Origin of the sequence: Yimella sp. RIT 621, from assembly GCF_004146205.1 — a bacterium.
Taxonomy (GTDB): domain Bacteria; phylum Actinomycetota; class Actinomycetes; order Actinomycetales; family Dermatophilaceae; genus Yimella; species Yimella lutea.
Genome location: NZ_SEIP01000001.1, coordinates 36,459 through 51,680 on the forward strand (window position 1 = coordinate 36,459; position 15,222 = coordinate 51,680).

General features: G+C 67.4%; 14 protein-coding genes and 1 riboswitch. Of the genes, 3 read left to right on the top strand and 11 right to left on the bottom strand.

Going from position 1 to position 15,222, the window contains the following annotated elements:
- The first annotated feature begins 88 nt into the window (after window positions 1-88).
- From EU513_RS00195 to EU513_RS00205, 3 genes are read left to right on the top strand one after another with little or no spacing between them, the layout of a single operon-like run.
- Window positions 89-1,243, top strand: a complete 1,155-nt coding sequence (locus EU513_RS00195) for an exonuclease SbcCD subunit D (protein WP_129623853.1) — start codon at window positions 89-91, stop codon at window positions 1,241-1,243.
- Window positions 1,240-4,293 (top strand): AAA family ATPase, encoded by a 3,054-nt coding sequence (locus EU513_RS00200; protein ID WP_129623854.1) that lies wholly within the window; start codon window positions 1,240-1,242, stop codon window positions 4,291-4,293. The genes EU513_RS00195 and EU513_RS00200 overlap by 4 nt, the downstream gene beginning before the upstream one ends.
- A 22-nt stretch (window positions 4,294-4,315) precedes the next feature.
- Complete coding sequence (locus tag EU513_RS00205; RefSeq protein ID WP_129623855.1) at window positions 4,316-5,530, top strand: pyridoxal phosphate-dependent aminotransferase; 1,215 nt, start codon at window positions 4,316-4,318, stop codon at window positions 5,528-5,530.
- A gap of 228 nt (window positions 5,531-5,758) precedes the next feature.
- On the opposite strand, the gene gcvP is transcribed toward EU513_RS00205, so the two are convergent.
- The 11 genes from gcvP to fdhD all read right to left on the bottom strand — a co-directional run bounded on the left by gcvP (window position 5,759) and on the right by fdhD (window position 15,187).
- Entirely contained in the window at window positions 5,759-8,638 is a 2,880-nt protein-coding gene (gcvP, locus tag EU513_RS00210) for an aminomethyl-transferring glycine dehydrogenase (protein ID WP_240795853.1), read from the bottom strand.
- A 65-nt stretch (window positions 8,639-8,703) separates the two neighbouring features.
- Window positions 8,704-8,799: riboswitch (glycine riboswitch) on the bottom strand.
- 83 nt (window positions 8,800-8,882) lie between these two features.
- On the bottom strand, window positions 8,883-9,464 hold the full coding sequence (locus EU513_RS00215) for a MerR family transcriptional regulator (RefSeq protein ID WP_129623856.1): 582 nt from the start codon (window positions 9,462-9,464) through the stop codon (window positions 8,883-8,885).
- Window positions 9,465-9,612: 148 nt separating this feature from the next.
- Window positions 9,613-10,116, bottom strand: a complete 504-nt coding sequence (locus EU513_RS00220; RefSeq protein WP_129623857.1) for a bifunctional nuclease family protein — start codon at window positions 10,114-10,116, stop codon at window positions 9,613-9,615.
- A 10-nt stretch (window positions 10,117-10,126) separates the two neighbouring features.
- Window positions 10,127-10,813: a MerR family transcriptional regulator gene (locus EU513_RS00225; RefSeq protein WP_129623858.1), complete on the bottom strand. Its 687-nt coding sequence runs from the start codon at window positions 10,811-10,813 to the stop codon at window positions 10,127-10,129.
- A gap of 7 nt (window positions 10,814-10,820) precedes the next feature.
- On the bottom strand, window positions 10,821-11,276 hold the full coding sequence (locus EU513_RS00230; protein WP_129623859.1) for an FHA domain-containing protein: 456 nt from the start codon (window positions 11,274-11,276) through the stop codon (window positions 10,821-10,823).
- 31 nt (window positions 11,277-11,307) lie between these two features.
- Entirely contained in the window at window positions 11,308-11,697 is a 390-nt protein-coding gene (gene gcvH / locus EU513_RS00235; protein ID WP_129623860.1) for a glycine cleavage system protein GcvH, read from the bottom strand.
- A gap of 28 nt (window positions 11,698-11,725) precedes the next feature.
- On the bottom strand, window positions 11,726-12,502 hold the full coding sequence (locus EU513_RS00240; protein WP_129623861.1) for a DUF881 domain-containing protein: 777 nt from the start codon (window positions 12,500-12,502) through the stop codon (window positions 11,726-11,728).
- Window positions 12,499-12,831 carry a small basic family protein gene (locus EU513_RS00245; RefSeq protein WP_129623862.1) on the bottom strand — a complete coding sequence of 111 codons (333 nt, stop codon included), beginning with the start codon at window positions 12,829-12,831 and terminating at the stop codon, window positions 12,499-12,501. Before EU513_RS00245 ends, EU513_RS00240 begins: the two co-directional genes overlap by 4 nt.
- Entirely contained in the window at window positions 12,828-13,721 is an 894-nt protein-coding gene (locus EU513_RS00250; RefSeq protein WP_129623863.1) for a DUF881 domain-containing protein, read from the bottom strand. Before EU513_RS00250 ends, EU513_RS00245 begins: the two co-directional genes overlap by 4 nt.
- Window positions 13,718-14,314 carry a CDP-alcohol phosphatidyltransferase family protein gene (locus EU513_RS00255; RefSeq protein ID WP_205744612.1) on the bottom strand — a complete coding sequence of 199 codons (597 nt, stop codon included), beginning with the start codon at window positions 14,312-14,314 and terminating at the stop codon, window positions 13,718-13,720. The genes EU513_RS00250 and EU513_RS00255 overlap by 4 nt, the downstream gene beginning before the upstream one ends.
- Window positions 14,315-14,350: 36 nt before the next feature.
- On the bottom strand, window positions 14,351-15,187 hold the full coding sequence (fdhD, locus tag EU513_RS00260) for a formate dehydrogenase accessory sulfurtransferase FdhD (RefSeq protein WP_129623865.1): 837 nt from the start codon (window positions 15,185-15,187) through the stop codon (window positions 14,351-14,353).
- Window positions 15,188-15,222: the final 35 nt, after the last annotated feature.

Consider the following 15,222-nt stretch of genomic DNA (forward strand, 5'->3'; position numbering starts at 1 on the left):
CAGGCGACGGACGTCCGCTTGCCCGGCAACCGGACCCCGACCCGTGTTGGTCGGTGAGGTTGTCGGTGGTGCCACCTAATCTCGCACCATGCGCTTGCTCCACACCTCCGACTGGCACCTGGGCCGGTCCTTCCATGGGGTCGGGCTGCTCGATGCCCAGCGCGCATTTCTGCAGCACCTGGTCGAGGTCGTTCGGTCCGAGCGCGTCGACGCACTGCTGGTGTCGGGCGACATCTACGACCGTGCTCTCCCCTCTCCCGACACAGTCGCCGTACTGGACGATGCGCTGGTCGCCCTGTCGGAGGCCGGCACCAGCGTGATCCTGTCCAGCGGCAATCACGACTCCGCCCGGCGGCTCGGTTTCGGTGCCCGGCTGCTGTCCCGCGTCGGGTTGCACATCGTCACCGATCTGTCGCAGATCGGTTCACCCATCGTGGTGGGCGACACCGCGATCCACGCCCTCCCCTACCTCGAACCTGCTGTTGCGGCCGAGGCGCTCGGTGCCACCGAGCGCACCCACGCGGGAGTGATGCGAGCGGCGCTGTCCCGCGTCCGCGAACACCCGGGGGCCGCGCGCACGGTCGTGATGGCCCATTCCTTCGTCGCGGGCGCGACGACCAGCGACTCCGAGCGTGATGTGTCGGTCGGCGGGCTCGGCGTCGTCCCCGTCGACGTCTTCGACGACATCGACTACGTGGCGCTTGGCCACTTGCACCGGCCGCAGGTGCTGCGCGACAACGTCCGTTACAGCGGGTCGCCGATGCCGTTCTCGTTCAGCGAGGCCGGCCACCCGAAGTCGTCCACGCTGGTCGACCTCGACGCCGGCACCTACGAACAGATCCCCACGCCGGTGTTTCGCGGCCTGGCCCGCTTGCGGGGCGAACTCGAAGAACTCCTCGACGACCCGTCGTTGGATCATGCGCAGGACGCCTGGTGCGAGGTCACACTGACCGACGCGCTGCAGCCGGTCGCCGCCATGGAGCGAATCCGTGGCCGTTTCCCGCATACGTTGTCGCTGCATTTCGACAGACCGGTGCGGGCGGACTCCGGCCAGTCCTACGTCCAACGCCTGCACGCCAAGGCCGACGTCGAGGTCTGCTGCGACTTCGTCGAGCACGTCCGTTCCACCCCGGTGGACGAGGCCGAGCAGGCGCTGCTGCAGGAAGGTCTCGGCGCGATCCGGGTCGCGCGCGCCGGCAAGGACGACGAAGGTGTCGCCGACCGGCGAGCGGGTGTGGCGTGAAACTGCACCTCCTCGAGCTGCGGGCGTTCGGTCCGTTCGGCGACACCGAGACAATCGACTTCGATGCCCTCGGGGCGCACGGGTTGTTCCTCATGCACGGTCCGACCGGAAGCGGCAAGACGAGCGTGCTGGATGCCATCAGTTTCGCGATCTTCTCCACCGTCCCCGGAGCACGTCGCTCGCAGGCCGAGCGGCTGGCCAGCGACCACGCCCGTCCCGGCGTCACACCGGAGGTGGCACTGGAGTTCACCGTGGCCGGCCGCCGCCTGCGCGTCACGCGCTCCCCGCGCTATTTCGCGGTGAAGAAGCGCGGCACCGGCCGAGTCCAACGACCGGCGAAGGTGCTGCTGCAGGAACGCACCGGCACCGGGTGGAGCACGTTGAGTACGCGCGCCGACGAGGTTGCAGAAGTGCTCGACGAACTCATCGGCCTCGGCGCGCAACAGTTCGCTCAGGTCGTGCTGTTGCCGCAGGGTGAGTTCGCGGCGTTCCTTCGGGCGAAGGCCGACGACCGCGCCGATCTGCTGCGCAAGCTGTTCGACATCTCCCGATTCGGTGACCTCGAGCAGTGGCTCGTCGACACCCGCCGCTCCGTACGCGCGGCCATCGACGCGAAGGACGCGCAGATTCGCACGGCGGTCGTGCGGGCCGAGGAGTCGCTCGTCGACCTTGCCCCGCAGATCGAACAATGGCGTGAGTTGTCCGTCTGCGCGCTGCCGACGGTCATCGAGTCGACGCGGGAGCACACCTCCGAGCGCCTCACCCACGCGCTCGCGGCCACCGATGCCACCAGCGCCGCGCTCGAGAACGCGACACAGCAGGTCGATCAAGAGACCACACTCGCCCGTTTGCAGCAGCAGGGCGCACGGGCCGGGCAGGTGTGGCAGGCCTGGGAGGAGGGTGCTGACCAACGGGCTGCGCTGCAGCAGCGCCTGGATCGACACGTGTGCGCGACGCGCGTGCAGGGGGCGATCCGCGCACTCGAGCGTGCCCGCGTCCGTGAGCAGCAGGCGCAAACCGCCCTCGCGCGGGTCACCGGCGAACTCGCCGAACTCACCACTGCCCCCGAGCAACTACGTGTGAGCGTCGCCCAGGCCGAGCCCGCCCTGGCACAGGCGGCCGAGGCAGCACGCATCCTCGACCGCGCCGAACGCACGCTGCCCGCGGTCGTCACGACGCTGAATGCCGCCGAGGCGGCCAAGGAAACTGTTCGCACCGCGCAGCGCCAGGTTGCCGAACGACTCCAAGTACTGGCGACCACGGCCCTCGCAGCCGGCCAGACGATCGACACCGTTGCCGATCTCGAACGCCGTGAACTCGTCCTCGCCGAGTGGCAGCAGGCTCGCGACCGAGTCGCGTCGGCGACGAAGATCCTGAGTGCCGCGCAGCGGTCCCTGGAGGCAGCTCGCACCGTATTCCTGGACGCGGAACGCGCTGCCGTCGACCTACGGGTACGACGCCTCGCCGGATTCGCCGGCGAACTCGCAGAAGGCCTGGTGACCGGTGACCCGTGTCCTGTCTGCGGCTCCTGCGAACACCCCGCACCCGCGTCGTCCGCTTCGATCGTGCGCCAGGACGACATCGACCGTGCCGAAGCCGAGGCCGCGACCCGCCGCAAGGAGTACGACGAAGCCGGCCGTCGGGCTGCGGCTGCCCGGGGCACGACCGAGACATCGCAGAGCGCGCTCGAACTGATCCAGGTGCGCTGGTGCGAACTCGCCGCCGAAACCCTCGATGAATCGACCGCGGCCACGATCCGCGCCGAGGTGCAGCGCCGACGCTCGTCGGTCGACCGGGCCGAGGCGGTGCTCGCCTCATGCGAACAGCAGAAGGTGGACCTCACCCACCGCGCCGAACAACTGCAGCACGAGGAGAAGCAGGCCGACGAGTCAGCCATCCGCGCGACCACCGAACGCGACTCGTTGCAGACCCAGGCCGCCGACGCCCGCACTCGTCGCGACGATTGCCTCGCCACCCACGACGAGCTGTGTCCCTGCCGTGCGACCTCGGAGCACGACGACGAGCGCGTCGAGTCGATCGTCCTGGTCCACAAGGCATTGTCCTCGAAACTTCAGCAGTGGGCCGAACTGTCCCGGCAGGCCGAGGACGCAGGCTCGACCGCCGAGGACTGCTCGCAGGAGCTGAACCGTCAACTGGACGATGAAGGTTTCTTAGACGCCGCAGAAGCCGTAACGGCGCGGATTGCCGCTCCGGAGGAAGCCGAACTACGTCGTCAGCTGGAACACGCCCACAACCTGGCCCAGCAAGCACGTGGCGTGCTCGATCAGCCCGAGGTCCAAGAGGCGATGGCGCAGACGCCGGCAGATCCCGCGGCCGCTGCAGCGCGACGCCGGGCCGCCCTCGAGGAGAACAAGAAGGCGCAGTCGGTCTTCGAGTACGCCAAGCGGGCGGCGGGCAGTCTCGAGCGGCTCGGCGAGGACGTCCGACAGCATCTCGCGCAGTCCGAGGCCGACCGAGAACGACTTCCGGCCCTTGACCGGCTCGCCGACCTGGTCTCCGGCGCGGGCGACAATGCGCTGCACATGAGGTTGTCGGCCTACGTGCTGGCCGCACGCCTCGAACACGTCACCACACTGGCCAATCACCAGCTCGCGATCATGTCCGGTGGCCGCTACCAACTCGAACACACCGACGCGAAAGCCAAGGGCGGCGCTCGCAGCGGTCTCGGCCTGCAGGTGCTCGACTCCTGGACCGGCACCTCCCGGGACACCGCATCACTGTCCGGCGGCGAGACGTTCATGGTGTCCCTCGCCCTGGCGCTCGCGCTCGGCCAGGCCGTCCTGCACGAGGCCGGTGGCCGACCGCTGCAGACACTGCTCGTCGACGAAGGATTCGGCAGCCTTGACGACGAGTCGCTCGAGCTGGTGATGCAGGTGCTCGACGAGTTGCGGTCGGGCGGTCGCACGGTGGGCATCGTCAGTCACGTGAGTGAGTTGCGAACGCGGGTGCCGGCGCAGATCCGCGTGCACAAGACCGAGCAGGGCTCACGGGTCGAGGTGCTTGTCGGTGATGCGGGCTCAGCCGCCTGACCCGCTGTGGAAAGCTGACCGCATGCGCACCATTCGCCAGTCCCGCAAGCTCCAGGGAGTTCGTTACGACGTCCGTGGCCCGATCCTCGTCGAGGCTCAGCGTCTCGAAGCCGAGGGTCACCGCATCCTGAAGCTCAACATCGGCAACACTGCCCCGTTCGGTTTCGAGGCGCCGGAGGCGATCGTCGCCGGCATGGTGCAGTCACTCCCCGATGCGCAGGGGTACAGCGACTCGCGCGGCATCTACAGCGCACGCACCGCCGTCGCGCAGTACTACCAGTCACGCGGCTTTCGCGACGCGGTCGTCGACGACGTGTTCATCGGCAACGGCGTCTCCGAGCTGATCAACATGGTGCTGCAGACATTCATCGATGACGGCAACGAGATCCTCGTCCCGGCACCCGACTACCCGCTGTGGACCGGAGCGGTCACCCTCTGCGGCGGCGTACCGGTGCACTACCGGTGCGACGAGGAGAACGGCTGGAATCCCGACCTCGAGGACATCGAGTCGAAGATCACCGACAACACCCACGCCTTGGTGATCATCAACCCGAACAACCCGACGGGCGCCGTCTACTCCCCCGACATCGTCAAGGGACTCATCGACATCGCGCGCCGCCACGATCTGGTGGTCATGGCCGACGAGATCTACGAGAAGATCATCTTCGACGACGCCCAGCACCACCATGCCGCGACGTACGCGGGCGACGACGTCCTGTGCCTGACCTTCAGCGGACTGTCGAAGGCCTACCGAGTCTGCGGCTACCGGGCCGGCTGGGTCTACATCACCGGCCCCAAGCACCTGGCCACCGACTTCCTCGAAGGCCTCACCCTGCTCGCCAACATGCGCATGTGCGCAAACGTCCCCGCGCAGCACGCGATCCAGACCGCGCTCGGCGGCTACCAGTCGGTCAACGAACTGGTCGTGCCCGGCGGACGTTTCTACGAGCAGTCGAAGCTGGCCTCACGGTTGCTGAACGAGATCCCGGGCGTGAGCTGCGTCGAACCCGAAGGCGCTCTGTACTGCTTCCCGCGCCTCGACCCGGACGTGTACCCGATCAAGGACGACGAACAGTTCGTGATCGACCTGTTGCGCGCGAAGAAGATCCTGGTCACCCATGGCACCGGATTCAACTGGTTCGAGCCCGACCACTTCCGCCTGGTCACCTTGCCCGACGTCGAAGTGCTGACCGAGGCGATCGGCCGGATCGACGAGTTCCTGGCAACGATGCGCTGACCGCCGGTGCAGGCGACATGGCGAAGGGCGCCGGCACACGTCTGTGCCGGCGCCCTTCGCATTTCGTCACGAGCCCGAGGGGGGAGCCGCGCTCGTCGACGTCGGCGCGCTCGTCGTTGAAGTGCTCGACGACGCTGCGGGTGCCGAGTTGGCCGTACTCGGGGGAACAACAAATGGCGGGTCACAACATTTCGCTGCGACCCGCCACCGGCTGTGGCTGTGCGCTGATCAGTCCTCGTACGCCTCCGGCGCCGGGCAGGAACAGATCAGGTTGCGGTCACCGTAGGCACCGTCGATACGACGGACCGGAGCCCAGTACTTGCGCATCGGGTCGACACCTTCGGGGTAGGCGGCGTCCTTGCGCGAGTACTTGTAGTCCCATTCGCCGGCGAGGCTGATGGCCGTGTGCGGCGCGTTGCGCAGCACACTGTCCTCGGCGGCGATCGTGCCGTCCATGACGTCCTGGATCTCGCGTCGGATCGCGATCATCGCATCACAGAACCGGTCGAGTTCGAATTTGCTCTCGGACTCGGTCGGTTCGACCATCAGCGTGCCCGCGACCGGGAACGACATCGTCGGCGCGTGGAAGCCGTAGTCGATCAGTCGCTTGGCGACGTCGTCGACGGTGATGCCGGAGTCCTTCGTGAGGCTACGCAGATCCAGGATGCACTCGTGCGCGACGAGGTCGCCCTCGCCGGTGTAGAGCACCGGGTAGTGCTCGTTCAGACGGCTCGCGACGTAGTTCGCGTTGACGACCGCCGCGTTGGTGGCGTCGGTCAGACCGGCCCCACCCATCAACCGGACGTAGGCCCACGAGATCGGCAGGATGGACGCCGACCCGAACGGTGCAGCCGAGATCGGACCCACACCGGTGTCGGGTCCGGCGTGCGAGGACAGTGGGTGGTTGGGCAGGTACGGCGCGAGGTGTGAGCGCACCGCGACCGGACCGACGCCCGGGCCGCCACCACCGTGCGGGATGCAGAAGGTCTTGTGGAGGTTCAGGTGGGAGACATCGCCGCCGAACACACCCGGTTGCGCGAGACCGACGAGCGCATTGAGGTTGGCGCCGTCCACGTAGACCTGACCACCCGCCTCGTGCACGAGGTCACACAGTTCGGTGATGGTGTCCTCGTACACGCCGTGTGTCGAGGGGTAGGTCACCATGATCGCGGCGAGGTTCTCGCCGTGCTGCTTGAGCTTCATCTTCAAGTCGTCCATGTCGACCTCACCCGTCGGTGCGGTCTTGACGACGACGACCTTCAGCCCGGCCATCGCGGCGGATGCGGCATTGGTGCCGTGCGCGGACGCCGGGATCAGGCAGACATTGCGATGCCCGTTGCCGTTGGCCTCGTGGTAGGCGTGGATCGCCAGCAGACCGGCGAACTCACCCTGCGATCCGGCGTTGGGCTGCAGCGACACCGAGTCGTACCCGGTGATGGCACACAGCCACTGCTCCAGCTCGTCGATGAGTTCACGGATGCCCTCGGTCTGCTCGGCCGGCGCGAACGGGTGCAGGTTCGCGAACTCCGGCCAGGTGACCGCCTCCATCTCGGTGGTGGCGTTGAGCTTCATGGTGCACGAACCGAGCGGGATCATCCCGCGGTCGAGCGCGTAGTCGCGATCGGCGAGCCCACGCAAGTAGCGCAGCATCTCGGTCTCGCTGTGGTGAGTGTTGAACACCGGGTGCTCAAGGAACTCCGACTCGCGCACCAGGCTCCTGGCCCATGTCGGCTCACCATCGGCGGGCACTGGCGCATTCACGCCGAAAGCTGCTGAGACAGCAGCGAGTTCGGGCTCGGTGGTGGTCTCGTCGACGCTGACGCTCACGTGGTCGGCGTCGACCCGCCACACGTTGATACCGCGCTCACGGGCTGCCTCGACGACACCGTCGGCGCGGCCGTTCACCACCGCGGTGACGGTGTCGAAGAAGCTGTCGGCGACCAGTTCCACGCCCCCGGCACGCAGCGCCGCGGCCAGACCGACGGCCTTGCCGTGCACGGAGCGCGCGATGCGGCGCAGCCCGTCCGGGCCGTGGTAGACGGCGTACATCGACGCCATCACGGCGAGCAGTACCTGTGCGGTGCAGATGTTGCTGGTCGCCTTTTCGCGGCGGATGTGCTGTTCGCGGGTCTGCAGCGCAAGACGGAAGGCCTGGGCGCCGTCGGCGTCGACAGAGACTCCGACCAGGCGTCCAGGCAGATTGCGTTCGAGACCTTGGCGCACGCTCATGTAACCGGCGTGCGGGCCACCGAAGCCCATCGGCACACCGAAGCGCTGGCTCGTGCCGACAGCGATGTCGGCGCCCCACTCCCCCGGCGACTTCAGCAAGGTGAGCGCGAGCAGGTCGGCCGCAGCCGTCACGAGCGCACCGGCGTCGTGCGCGGCGGAGGCCACGTTGCTCCAGTCGACGATCTCGCCGTTGGCGGACGGGTACTGGACGACGACGCCGAACACCTTGCGGCCACCGGCGAACTCTTCGAGGTCCTTCGCGGACGTGACCTTGCGCAGGTCGGCGACGACGACGTCGATGCCGACAGCGTCGGCTCTGGTCTCGGTCACCGCGATGGACTGCGGCAGCACCTGTGCGTCGATGAGCAGAACGGAGTCGTCCTTGGCGCGGGTGGCTCGGTGCATCAGCGCCATCGCCTCGGCGACGGCCGTGCCCTCGTCCAACAGGCTGGCGGACGACGTGGTCAGACCCGTCAGGTCGGCCACGACGGTCTGGAAGTTGAGCAGCGCCTCCAGCCGTCCCTGCGAGATCTCGGGCTGGTAGGGCGTGTACGCCGTGTACCAGGCCGGGTTCTCCAGGATGTTGCGGCGGATGACGCCCGGCGTGTGCGTGCCGTAGTAACCCAGACCGATCATCGAGGTGAGCACGCAGTTGCGGCTCGCCTTCTCGCGGAGTTCGGCGATGACCGCCGCCTCGCTGGTGGCGGCCTCGACCGCCAGCGCGTCCGAGATGCGGATCGTCTGCGGGATCGCCTTGTCGACCAGAGCCTCCACGTCGGCGTACCCGATGGCCTGCAACATCTCTTCCAGCTCGTCCTGCGAGGGACCGATGTGGCGACCGACGAAATCCGGCGTCGAACTCGACATGCTGTGCGTCATGCTCTTCCTTCGGGGCGAGGTACGGGTTCGCCTCCCCATCTGTCGGCGCTTGCCTTCAGATTCGCCTCGTCCGGGCGGTCCGGTGGCCTGAGAGGTTCTGGGGAGAATTGCACCTTCGGCGCCACCACCACTGCGGCGGGGGACTCTCCCGCCCGGTGTCGTGAGCTGGGCAACAAAATAGCACCGGGCGCTCGAGGCGCCCGGTGCTGGTTGCTGTTGTTCGACGTGTCCGGCGAGAGGATCCTCAGACCGCCGCGCGACGTTCGCGACGTCCGCGCAGCTCGTCACCGGGATGGTCGGCGATCGTCTCGGCGTCGGGACGCTCGGACGGCAACTCGGACAGCGAGCCTTCGACCTCGCGCCAGACCGAGCCCAGCGCGATACCGAAGACGCCCTGGCCGGCGCGCATCAGGTCGATGACCTGGTCATCGGAGGTGCACTCGTAGACGCTCGCACCATCGGACATCAAGGTGATAGTGGCCAGATCGTCGACACCGTGGTCGCGCAGTGCGGCGACGGCGATACGGATCTGCTGCAGGGACACACCGGTGTCGAGCAACCGCTTGACGACCTTGAGCACCAGGATGTCGCGAAAGCTGTAGAGCCGGTGGTTGCCCGATCCGGACGGGTTGCGCACCGACGGCTCGACCAAGCCGGTGCGGGCCCAGTAGTCGAGTTGGCGGTAGGTGACGCCGGCCGCGCGGCAGGCTGCGGGACCGCGGTAGCCCAGCTGCTCGTCGTCCGGCAGGTCGATGCCGTCGACGACGGGAGCTTCCAGCGGAGCCGGAGCCCGGGAGCCTTCGGGCTGCACATCTGCGCGTGCCATGGCTACCTCTTCCTCGTGAATGTCAACTGCACGCCTGCGCGTGCCTGGGATTGAAGGTACGACCGACCCCCACGAGCGTCAACGAAGTCGCTCGGCGTGTCGCGGGTGAACTTCAGGTCGGCCGGAACCTTAAACATGTACTTCATGGTTAATCCTTGCCGCCCTCTGGTCCGCCGGATTCCTCGCCGGCGTCCTCGAAGTCCTCGGCCGAGACGTTGTCGAGGAACTCGCGGAACTTCTCGACCTCGTCCTCTTCCTCGAATTCCATTGCGACGCCGATCTCCTCGAGGATGGAGTCGTCGACGTAGACGGGGGCTTCGGCTCGCAGTGCGAGCGCGATGGCGTCCGAGCTACGGGCGTCGATGCGGCGGCCGTCGGCCAGGACGAGTTCGGCGTAGAAGACGCCTTCGTCCATCGAGGTGATGTCGACGTGCCCCAGGCGGGCGCCCAACGTCTCCATCACACTGAGCAGCAGGTCATGCGTGAGCGGGCGCGGCGGTTCCACACCCTCCATGACATGAGCGATCGCCGCAGCTTCGGGCGCACCGATCCAGATCGGAACGCACCGGTTGCCGTCGGCCTCGCGCAGGATCACGATCGGCTTGTTCGTCGGCATCTCGACCCGTACGCCCATCACCTCGACCTGTTTCACGAGGTCAACGCTACCCCTGCAAGCCCGCTCGGACGAGAGCAAGGTGCAACGCAAGACATTCGCGCACGACCTCGGCGGGCTGAGTGTCGCCCGGGCCGAAGGTCAATTGCTGCACGAGAGAGAGTTCGCGGTCTGCCGCCAACCGGAAGGGACGCAGGTGACGTGCATCGATGCCGTGCGCCAGCAGGGCGGACGCGGCACGCGCGATCTGCAGACCGTTCGCGTCGTAGTAGCCGTCTGCGTCGGGCTTCAGGAGGCCGAAGTCGACCAGCCCGTTCAGCGCCTTGTGGTCGAGTCCGGTGGCAGAGCACACCTCGTCCGCGGACAGGCGTAGGTCGTGCGCCTGTCCCCCGACCAGGTCGGCGACGCTCGGCACAGAGGAGTCATCCTGGACAGCCGGAACCGACGGGCGACCTTCGACCGGCGCGGGCTCCAGCCCGCGGTCGAAGGCATCCAGGGCTTCCCTGATGACCTTCAACGGCCAGAAACGGTCGCGCTGACACCGCAGCACGAAGCGCAGCCGCTCGACGTCTCGCTGGGTGTAGCGCCGGTACCCGCTGCCCGCACGCTGCGGGCTGACCACGCCCTGTGCGTCCAGGAAGCGCACTTTCGACAGGGACAGATCGGGGAACTCGTCCTGCAGCTGCTTCAGGACCGCACCGATCGACAGTGCCGGCTGCTGGGCGGGGTCGGTCACGACCCGTTCACGCGCCGGTGGGCGCGCCGAAGTAGACGAACCGGAACTTGCCGATCTGCACCTCGTCGCCACTGCGCAGCTCGGCTGCGTCGGTGATGTCGCCGTTGACGTAGGTGCCGTTGAGCGACCCCACGTCGACCACGCTGTAGCCGTGCTCACCGCGACGGAACACCGCGTGGCGGCGAGACACGGTGACGTCGTCGAGAAAGATGTCGCTGTCGGTGTGGCGTCCGCTGCCGACCTCTTCGTCGTCGAGCAGGAAGCGCGCGCCGGCGTTGGGGCCACGCATCGCGATCAGCAAAGCGGTGCCCGGGCGCAGCGCATCGACCATCGCCTGGTCGGACTGCGAAAGACGCAACTCGCCGACGAACTCCGCCGGCACGACAGCGTCGCCGCCGACGGTGAAGCGCGCGGTGGCGTCACCGGCCGGCTGGCCGTTGCCTGGGTACTGCTGATCGTTCATCCTCGAAGCCTAATCGATCGAAGGAATGTGCTCAGTTGAGCGACGATTTGTACGCCTCGACGTCCTGCAGGTCGTTCACGGACGAAGCGTCGGCGAGCCTCAGCTCGTACATCCAGCCCTCACCGTACGGGTCGGAGTTGACCAGCTCCGGCGTGGCGTCCAACTGCTCGTTGACCGCCGTGACCTCACCCTCGACCGGGGCGTACAGATCGCTCACCGACTTCGTCGACTCGACCTCGCCGCACGAGTCACCTGCGGTGACGGTGTCGCCGACACCCGGCAGGCTCACGTAGACGACGTCGCCCAGTGCGTCCTGTGCGAAAGCGGTGATGCCGATGCGCACGACGCCGTTGCCCTGGTCCTTCACCCACTCGTGGTCGCTGGTGTAACGCAGGTCGGCGGGGTACTCGAGGTCGCTCATCATGCTCCTTGTGGACAGCGCACTGGGTTTACTCGGATGTTTCCGGCTGAGCGTATCCAGGCTCGCTCGCGGGCCGCAATGCGGTCACCGCAATTGACGTCTTCCTCTGCACTGTGGCGGGAATTCCCAACTGCCGCAACGTCTCCAGGACACCTCCGGGGATCGCCAACGCGGTGGACACGGTGTGCGGATCGCCGATGGCGCGCACGACGTACGGGGCCGCGATCGTCTTGCCGTCGACGATCAGCTGACCCTCCATCGACAGCCCGAACCAGGTGCTCGCGACCACGCGGACGTCGTTGATCTGGATCGCCTCCGCGCCGGCGTCGCGCAGCTCCTGGACGGTGTCGAGGATGTTGTTGGGCTGGATCCGGCGTTCGGAGTCGGGGATCCTCATCTCGATGCCCGGCCCCGTGGCGGGAACCGTGCCGGCCAGGATGCCCAGAGCCGCGAGGCGGTCCTCGGCGGCCTTGATCGCGGCCGCGTCGCCGCCACCGGCCCGCAGCGAGTCGCGAGTGCGGGTCAACCGGTTGATCTCCGTGCCGAGCTTGCCGCTCTGCTGGTTGACCCCGTCCAGGAGGGTGACGAGGTCCTCCTGGCGCAGGTTCTCCAGTCCGGACGCCCGGTACTGCTGCACCTGCGTCACCATGCCGAAACCGAGCAGGATCGCGAGCAGAGTGGCCAGCAGGTTCGCCTTCGTCAGGCGGGGACGTCCCATCCGCACCAGCCGGCCCCACCCCTGCAAGGGCTTGGTGACCGGACCTGGCGCGGTGGGTTCAGGTGTCTTGTCGGCGGGATCGCTCATGCGTGGAAGAGGTGTCGGCGGATGGAGGCGACGTTGCTGAAGATCCGCAGTCCGAGGACGACCACGACGCCCGTGGACAGTTGCGAGCCGACCCCGAGCTGGTCACCGAGGAAGACGATGAACGACGCGACCAGCACGTTCGACAAGAACGACACGACGAACACCTTGTCGTCGAAGATGCCGTCGAGCACCGCACGGACTGCCCCGAAAACCGCGTCCAACGCTGCGATGACCGCGATCGGCAGGTACGGCTGAAGCCAGAGCGGGACGTCCGGAGACAGCACGATGCCGATGACGAGACCGGCGACGAGGCCGAGTGCGGGAATCACTGGTTCTCCTTCAATGCACGTGCGTGGTTCAACGAGACCGACGGTGCCGCCGGAATCGTGATGCTCTTGTCGGTCTCGAACTTCGAGGTGATGCCGACCCCCTTGCCCAGGGTGGACAGGTAGTTACCGCCGGCGTTTTTCTCGAAATTGGCCTTGATGCTGCCAGGGCCGATCACCGAGATCGCGTAGGGCGGCACCAGCGGCCGGAAATTGACCAGGATCGCCTGGCCGGCGAAGCGGACGGCGGTGAGTGAGGTGATCCGTTGACCGTTGATCGAGATGGCCTCCGCACCCGCCTGCCACAGACCGTTGACCACGATCTGCAGGTCGCTGGAGGTCACGCGTCCGGTGTCGGAACCGGATGTACGCGGATCCCCTTGTGCATCCGTTCCGGCATTCTTGGCGTCGCTCACGGTCAGCACGAAGCCCGAGCCCTTGACGGCGACCGCTCCGGCGATCGCCTCGGCCTCGCGCAGGTCGTCGGTGGTGCCGGTGCGGTTACCGCGCTGGAGGGCCGACTCCTGCAGCCGAGCGATATCGGCGTTGAGCGTCTTGACCGTGCCCGAGCGTTGGTCGATCAGCTTCTGGCCGGCGTTGATGCGGGTGACAAGTTCATCGTGCTGCTTCTCCGCGACGCCGAGTGGCACGCGCAGGGCCATGGCGCTGGTCGCGAGCCCGAACCCGATGAGGATCATCGTCAGGATCAGCAACGGCGAGCGATTCATCGGACGCGAGTGCGCGCCCGACGCCCGCCGTTTGGCGGCCTCTGCCTCGTACGAGGGATCCAACGGATGGCGGATGACGTCGTTGATCAGGCTCATCGACGCAGCCGGGTCGCGCGGTGGCGCGGGCTCGCCGGTAGCGAGTTCGGGCAATTTGAGCTTGATCATGACCGCGCCGATTGTGGCGCATCGCGGCTGTCGCGCACCATCTGACGCACCTGGACCGCGTACATGATTCCCGCCACCCAGTACAGCGCGGTTCCCCACCAGACGAACGCCCAACCGAGCGGACGCGCCACGTCACCGACCGCGCCGGCCTGCTCCCCGAGCAGCACCAACGGGAAGGCGTAGATGAGGTTGAAGGTGGCCGATTTGCCGATGAATGACACCGGGGGCAGCGGCAGTCGGTGTCGCTGCAGGATCGGACCCAGGCACAGGATGAACAGTTCGCGTGCGAGCAGGATCCACACCAGCCACCACGGAATGATGTCGCGCATGGCGAGCGCGAGGATCGTCGCGAGGATGTAGAGCCGGTCGGCCGCCGGGTCGAGCATCTGGCCGAGCTTGGAGGTCTGACCGAGCATCCGAGCGAGTTTGCCGTCGAGGTAGTCGGTGAAGCCCGCGATCATGAGCACTGCCAGCGCCCACCAGTCGTACTCGGCGAGGATCAGCCAGAAGAACAGCGGGACGCCGAGCAGTCGCAGCAGCGACAGTGCGTTGGGCACTGTCCAGATGCGGTTGCTCACCTCGGCCGTGGTCACGCGCAGAGCCTATGCCGCCGCACCGGCGCGGCCTGCTCAGGCCTGGTGAACCGGCGAGCTCGGGATGAGCACGCGCTCCGGGTGAGAGCAGATCGTGAGTCGCTCGCCGCGGTTGAACGCGATCAGCGTCACTCCGGTCTCCGCCGCTGCGTCGATGGCCAGCTGGGAAGGCGCCGACACACAACTGAGTATGCCGACGCCGGCCATCGCGGCCTTCTGCACGATCTCGAACGAGGCTCGCGACGACACCATGAGGACGTCGTCGGTCACATCGCGATCGTTGATCAACGCCCACCCCAGCACCTTGTCGACCGCGTTGTGCCGCCCGACATCCTCGCGGACCACCACGGTCTCGCCGGCCGCAGTGAACAGTCCGGCCGCGTGGGTGCCCCCGGTCCGACCGAAGGTCTGCTGCTCCTCCGTGAGCTTCTGTGGCAGTGAACGCACCACCCGGACGTCGACCTCGCCACGGATCTCAATCGCACCGACACTGGCGGTGACCGCGTCGATGCTGGCTTTACCGCACAGTCCGCAGCCACCGTGCATCACCAGCGTCCGTTGCGCGTTGATCGGCAGCGGCCGGGGGCCTTCGGCGAGCGTCACGTCGATGACATTCATGGTGTCGGTGTCGGCGCAGTAACGGGCGACGAGGAGGTCGTCCCGGTGGTGGATCAGGCCCTCGCCGAGCAGCAGGCCGTGCACCAGTTCCATGTCGTCGCCCGGCAGTCGCATCGTCACAGTGAGGCTCGTCCCTGCGACCCGGATCTCCAGCGGCTCCTCCACGGCGACCGTCTGCGCGCGCGTCCGGGTGCTGATCTGCTCATCCGCGAAGGACACCTGTGTCATCCGTCGGCGGTCGGTACGCCGTCCCATCAGTTCTCCACATCCAGCGGGTCCGCGACGGCCGA